We start from the raw sequence: 6,099 nt of genomic DNA, 5'->3' as shown, positions 1-6,099 counted from the left end.
CATTTTCTATCACGGAGATGCCCTATTTGTGTTGCGCTTTTTTACATACTACTATCGGGGTGAATAGTTACGCAAGTTGCCATTTTTGCTTTACATCCTGTCGATCACTTGCTGTGTTGTATTTATAGTCGACTTGTATAGAGAGAACAGAGGAAACGAAAAATCGGAAATTTTTATTGAATTTCATTTACAAAAAAAGGGGGGATTGTTGTTGTGTCTGTCACCTGTCGAAATGGTTTGTTGTCAGGAAAAAGGTTCGATTGATACAGGCAGAGAATGTCCGCGGTTCTTCGTCTTTTTGTTGTAAAAGATGAAGTTTGATTAATAATTGAGGTAACAATCTTGTCACTCCAATGTTTGGGTGGTTGTGTGTGTCGTTACCTCAATCATACCGTAGACAACAAGAGTGACAAGCTTTTTTATCCAGGACAGCGTAAAATCAACAAAAAATCAGGGGACGTCTTTAAAACTTTTGACAATACCAATATCAGAAGGGAAGTGTCCTTAATGAATATCTCATTAAAAAACACTGTGATCCTATTCATCATTTTACTTCCCATATTGATTTTATCACCACGGTCTATAAACGCGGAAAATGATATAGCTAATGATTCCGAATTAAAAAGAAATATAGAATATAGAAAGAAAATGGGTTTAAATTATGATCCTGTTTATGTGAGTAATTTAATAACATCAAAGAAAGTAACACAGTCATACGAAAAACACGGAGTTTGGCTAACTGAGGACGAATTAGAGGAAATAGAAAATAGAATAAAACATCAAGAGGAAAAAATACCATTGATTTTAGAATATATTAGAAACAATATTAGTTCAAGTGATTTTGGGGGACTGTACGTCGATCAATCGAAAAAAGGTGTGGTAACAATTAGTTTTTCTAAAAATTTAAAACAAATGAATAAAGAGATAAATGACATTAGGAAAATTTTTAATAATGATTCAAAAATAAAATTTAAACAAGTACAAAGATCAGAAAAGCAGCTTGATGAAATACATTCGACAGTACTCTCGAAGAAGCGTGAATTAAAAGAACAAGGCATAAATGTTACTACTATATATTCTGATATTCAAAGGAATAAGGTTATTATCGGTATTTATCCATTTGACAGCACTGCTAGGGATTCACTTGTAAATATATTCGGTTCAGATATTGAAGTAATTGAATCTGATGGTGGGTACGAAGAGTCTAGAACTGCTTATACACGGCCATTAGAAGGTGGATTAAGGATTAGCAATATTGACACAGGTTGGGGATGTACGGGCGGATTTTCAGCTTCTTATGGAAATTGGGTTTACTATGTCACAGCTGGTCATTGCGGGAGAAGTAGTGATAGATTTAGTCAAGGCGGTTCATACTTTGGATATGCCTACAGGCTCGTAAATAGTGGTGAACTGGATGCAATGCTGATTTCATTAGGTCAACTTTCCTATGCTAGCAATTATAATTATGGACAGCCTAACTTTACCAGTTGGCAAAGAGAATCATATGAATATGTAGGACAATACGTATGTATGAATGGTTCATATACTGGCAATGCATGTGGGGTTGTAAAAAGTACAAATTATTCAGCAAGAGAACACAATAATATGACTGCTGCTGATTATAATTCTACTAACGGTGACAGTGGTTCGCCTACATATTATGGTAGCCAGATTAGAGGTGTACATGAAGGCGTAGGCTCTAATGGGTGGAAAATGTATACTCATGTACAAAGTATAGTAGATTATTGGGGGTTATCTCCTAGAACGTGGTGAATGTTTTTGTGTATTATCTTTGTTAACATAGGGATAATTTAGAGAAATAACGTATTACCAAATAAAACGTTCATGAGTAATCTTTACTTCCCTTAGGAGCATTTTTAAAAGCCTCCTGCTCATAAAAAGGGAATAGAAAGAAGTTTAGTTTTGCGTTGTGTTGTCTTTTTCGATAAATGTAATCTTATAAAAAATTATTTTTCATACAAAGGAATGCAATTCGAATGATTAGAACTGTTGTTTTCGTCTTGGTTAGTTTACTCTTGACTGGTTGCACAGGAACAAAGTCTTTTGAAGGGACGCTTTATAGTATTGGAGAAAATTATTTTGTTGTGGACTGTTCCCATGAAGTAAAGAAAAGGAAAAATAACGTAGAGGATATAAGCTATCCTTGTACAGTCCGAATCACAGATCAAACAAAATTCAGTGATGAAGATGGCAACAAATTAAGTGTTGACGACTTTACGGAAGAAGTAACTGTGAAAGTCATTCTTGCCACTCCTCAGACTATGAGTCAAAGTAAAGAAAGCAGAGACGTTGAGGCTAAGGAGATTATATTGCTTAATCGATAGAATCTGATCCTTCAAGTGAAAAAACTGCTCGTTCGGTCGCAGAAATTGATAGGCTTGTCGTTGTGCCTGTCACCTGTCGAAAGTTAACGATGTTTTATCTACTTATGACTTCAGAGTGTGAAAGAGGAAATAGCATGAAAAAAGTTACATTGCTTTTTTTGCATTTCTTATGTGTCTTTTGTATATGAGTTGGTCTAAAGAAGGTTGGAAAGGCATTTTACTTCTTTTTTTAAAAGGTATTGTTATTTTTTTTATTATTTACGTTGTCGTATTTGCTATTGTATGGTCGATTATGAAGCTAGTTCGTTTTTTAAAAAGACGTCTGCAATAAATGATACGTTGCACAAAATATGTTTGAACGTTTCCACCATCCCATATGGGGTGGTTTTTTGTTATACTTGTTGCATCGATACATAGAAAGGACAACGAGTGATGGAACGAGAACATTTGTTATTAATCGACGGGATGGCGTTATTGTTTCGATCGTTTTATGCGACAGCGCCGAGATGGATGATGAATAGCCGTGGGGTGCCGACGAATGCGGTATATGGGGTAGTGAAACAAATCGAAGCGGCGACAAATGTACTTCAACCAACGCATATCGTTTGTTGTTGGGATATGGGAAGTACGACGTTTCGCACGGAATGGTTTCCGGACTATAAAGCGAATCGAGGCGAGCCGCCGCATGAATTAATTCCGCAGTTTGATTTGGCGAAAGAAGCGGTTGCGATGCTAGGTATTCCGAATATCGGCGTGCTCGGTGCGGAGGCGGACGATTGCATCGGCTCGCTTGTAAAGCAATATCGCGAACATATGCAAATTTCTATTATGACAGGAGACCGGGATTTATTTCAGCTTCTTTCGGAACGTGTCACTGTCTATTTGTTGGCAAAAGGCATCGGCAACTACGAGGCGTATACGCTCGAACGCTTTATTGAAGAAAAAGGGATTCAGCCACATCAACTCATCGATGTGAAGGCGCTTATGGGGGATCCGAGCGACAATTACCCAGGCGTGCGCGGCATCGGCGAAAAACAAGCGTTTAAACTCATTCAACAGTACGGTTCGATTGAAGGAATCTTGGAAAACTTAGCGAACTTAACAAACGCACAGCAACAAAAAATAACCGAACATCTCGACTTGCTTCATTTGTCGCGAAAACTTGCGACTATCCATTGCGATATTCCGATTTCCTTACGATTAGAAGAAGCGAAATGGGATGGAGAGCGCAAGCGGTTTGCGGAAGTATTAGAAGCGATTCGGTAAGGGGTGAGAAAACCAGCCCCACATAGAGGCTGGTTTTTATGTCCGCACTTGCCCGTTCCCGTACACGAGCGTTTTTGTTGTCGTGATGGCGCGTAAGCCCATTGGACCGCGGGCGTGCAGTTTTTGCGTGCTAATGCCGATTTCCGCGCCGTATCCGAACTGTTCGCCATCGGTGAAGCGGGTAGAGGCGTTATGATACAATACAGCGGCATCGACGCGAGCAAAAAATTGCTCCACGTGTTCCCTACATTCAGAAATAATTGCTTCGGAATGTTTTGTGCCGTAGCGCTCAATATGCTCTATTGCTTCATCGACTGTTTCAACAAGCTTCACTGCTAAAATCGGGGCTAAAAATTCGGTTGCCCAGTCGGCTTCTGTCGCTTCACGAACGAACGGATATGTAGCCGCAAGCTGTTTGTCGGCACGCAATTCGATCCCTTTTTCATGCAGCGTTTCAAGCAACGCACTTATATATGGCCATTGGTGGTGAACGATGACCGTTTCAACTGCATTGCAAACGGACGGGCGCTGCAGTTTAGCGTTTATGACAATATCGATCGCCATTTCTTTTTCGGCAGAGTCGTCAATGAAAATATGGCAATTGCCGACACCTGTTTCTAACACAGGAATCGTGGCGTTTTCGACGACCGATTGAATAAGGCCAGCGCCGCCGCGCGGGATGAGTACGTCTACATATTCCTTTAAACGAAACATATGTTGTGCCGTTTCGCGACTCGTATCTTCCAATAGTTGAATGGCATCGATTGGAACCGACGACCGTTTTAGCGCCTCTTGCATGACCGAAACGAGCGCTTTGTTTGAGTAAATGGCGGAAGAACTGCCGCGCAACAAGACAGCATTTCCTGTTTTTAAGCAAAGGCTAGCCGCATCGACGGTGACATTTGGTCGTGCTTCATACACCATGCCGACGACGCCAAGCGGCACACGAATTTGTTTTAAGAATAGCCCATTTGGTCGCGTCCATTGTTCGATCGTTTCGCCAATCGGATCTGGTAGGTCGATGACTTGTTGGACGCCATTGGCGATTTGCTTGATGCGTTCTTCTGTTAATTGCAAACGATCAAGTAGGGAAGGGGAGAGACCGTTTTCTTTCCCGTTCGCCATATCTTTTTCATTTTCGTGTAAAAGATATGGCATTTGCGCAATTAACGCTTCTGCGATCATCGAAAGCGCCTCATTTTTTTCTTCTGTTGACACTATCCCTAATTGCTTGGCAGCTTGCTTTAATTTTTTCGCTTTGGCGATTAGTTCGCTCATTCCTTTTCGCTCCTTTCGTTTTCAACAAACAGATATCCTTTTTAAACATACTAAGTTGTCGCGATGAATGACTTCTGGACGATGATGGAAAGAGTATCGTTTTGCTTTTTCACTTGAAAGCCCTTTTACCTTCGCTAAATCGCTTGCCGCATAATATACTTGCCCTCTAGCGATCACATCGCCTTTTTGATTGACGACATTGACGACATCTAGCGCTTGAAACGAACCGAATACATTCGTCACACCAGCAGGTAATAAACTTTTTCCTTTATGCAAAATGGCTGTTTCTGCTCCTTCATCGATTTCGATTGCTCCGGTGACTTCGGAATGGTATGCGATCCATTGTTTGCGCATTTGCATATGTTCTTGAAATGGGGAGCCGATATACGTCCCATCGCCTTTTCCTTCTAAAATATGTTTCAACTTTTCTTTTCCTTTTCCTGTACCGATAAAGACGCTGACGCCGAAGGAAAGCGCCTTTTGCGCGGCAAGTAGCTTAGATTTCATACCCCCTGTTCCGACTGCTGAGCCACTTCCGCCTGCTTGTTCCATCAGTTCGTCAGTAATTTCCGAAAGAAAATGATATTTCTTCGCCTCCAGATGGCTCGGGTGTTGGTCATACAGCCCGTTAATATCCGTTAAAATGATTAAGGCATCGGCATGCAAAAAACCGCTCACCAAGGCGGACAATAAATCGTTATCGCCAAACGTTAACTCTTCAACAGAGACAGAGTCGTTTTCATTAATAATCGGAAGCACTCCGCGGTCAAGCAGCGTTGAAATCGTCGCAAACAAATTGCGAAATCGCTCGCGATCGTAAAAATCTGCGCGTGTTAACAACAATTGCCCGGTAACGATACCAAACGAACGAAAAGCAGAAATGTAGCTTTGCATGAGCACCCCTTGCCCGACTGCGGCAGCTGCTCGTTTTCCTGCGATTGTTTTTGGTCGCGAGCGATACCCGAGCAATCCAAACCCAGCGGCGACCGCTCCGGAAGAAATGAGAATGACATCGTGTCCAAGTTGTTTCATATACGCCAGTGCTTCGACATGTTCACGAAGCTTTTGCTCCGAGAGTGTGCCGTTTGTTTCTGTTAATGAGCTACTGCCAATTTTTATAACGATTCGTTTTTTTTTCACTATTTCACTCCTTTACTACAAAATAAAAAAACGCTCCTCCGTCCTTATAGAAAAGGACGGAAAAGCGTCG

The 6,099-nt window shown here is 41.1% G+C and carries 5 protein-coding genes; 3 read left to right on the top strand and 2 right to left on the bottom strand.

Going from position 1 to position 6,099, the window contains the following annotated elements:
- Window positions 1–507: 507 nt before the first annotated feature.
- The 3 genes from LD028_RS08040 to LD028_RS08030 all read left to right on the top strand — a co-directional run bounded on the left by LD028_RS08040 (window position 508) and on the right by LD028_RS08030 (window position 3,611).
- On the top strand, window positions 508–1,773 hold the full coding sequence (locus LD028_RS08040) for a hypothetical protein (protein ID WP_237810628.1): 1,266 nt from the start codon (window positions 508–510) through the stop codon (window positions 1,771–1,773).
- A 224-nt stretch (window positions 1,774–1,997) separates the two neighbouring features.
- Window positions 1,998–2,345, top strand: coding sequence for a hypothetical protein (locus LD028_RS08035; protein ID WP_237810629.1), 348 nt, complete (start codon window positions 1,998–2,000; stop codon window positions 2,343–2,345).
- Window positions 2,346–2,777: 432 nt separating this feature from the next.
- The gene (locus tag LD028_RS08030; RefSeq protein ID WP_237810645.1) at window positions 2,778–3,611 is read left to right on the top strand and encodes a 5'-3' exonuclease; all 834 of its coding nucleotides are present in this window, start codon (window positions 2,778–2,780) and stop codon (window positions 3,609–3,611) included.
- A gap of 36 nt (window positions 3,612–3,647) precedes the next feature.
- Here LD028_RS08030 and LD028_RS08025 read toward each other — a convergent pair whose 3' ends face one another.
- Window positions 3,648–4,889, bottom strand: coding sequence for a glutamate-5-semialdehyde dehydrogenase (locus LD028_RS08025; RefSeq protein WP_237810630.1), 1,242 nt, complete (start codon window positions 4,887–4,889; stop codon window positions 3,648–3,650).
- A 21-nt stretch (window positions 4,890–4,910) separates the two neighbouring features.
- A complete protein-coding gene (gene proB, locus LD028_RS08020; protein WP_237810631.1) occupies window positions 4,911–6,029 on the bottom strand; it encodes a glutamate 5-kinase in 1,119 nt (372 codons plus the stop codon).
- Between the last annotated feature and the right edge of the window lie 70 nt (window positions 6,030–6,099).

Source organism: Anoxybacillus sp. LAT27, assembly GCF_022030075.1.
Classification (GTDB): Bacteria; Bacillota; Bacilli; order Bacillales; family Anoxybacillaceae; genus Anoxybacillus; species Anoxybacillus kestanbolensis.
Note: the sequence above shows the minus strand (reverse complement) of the source record. Positions and strands in the feature narration are given on the sequence as shown.

What these genes read in the sequence shown, in the direction of transcription:
- LD028_RS08040 (WP_237810628.1), top strand. Translation starts at nt 508, where the DNA reads ATGAATATCTCATTAAAAAACACTGTGATCCTATTCATCATTTTACTT.
- LD028_RS08035 (WP_237810629.1), top strand. Translation starts at nt 1,998, where the DNA reads ATGATTAGAACTGTTGTTTTCGTCTTGGTTAGTTTACTCTTGACTGGT.
- LD028_RS08030 (WP_237810645.1), top strand. Translation starts at nt 2,778, where the DNA reads ATGGAACGAGAACATTTGTTATTAATCGACGGGATGGCGTTATTGTTT.
- LD028_RS08025 (WP_237810630.1), bottom strand. Translation starts at nt 4,889, where the DNA reads ATGAGCGAACTAATCGCCAAAGCGAAAAAATTAAAGCAAGCTGCCAAG.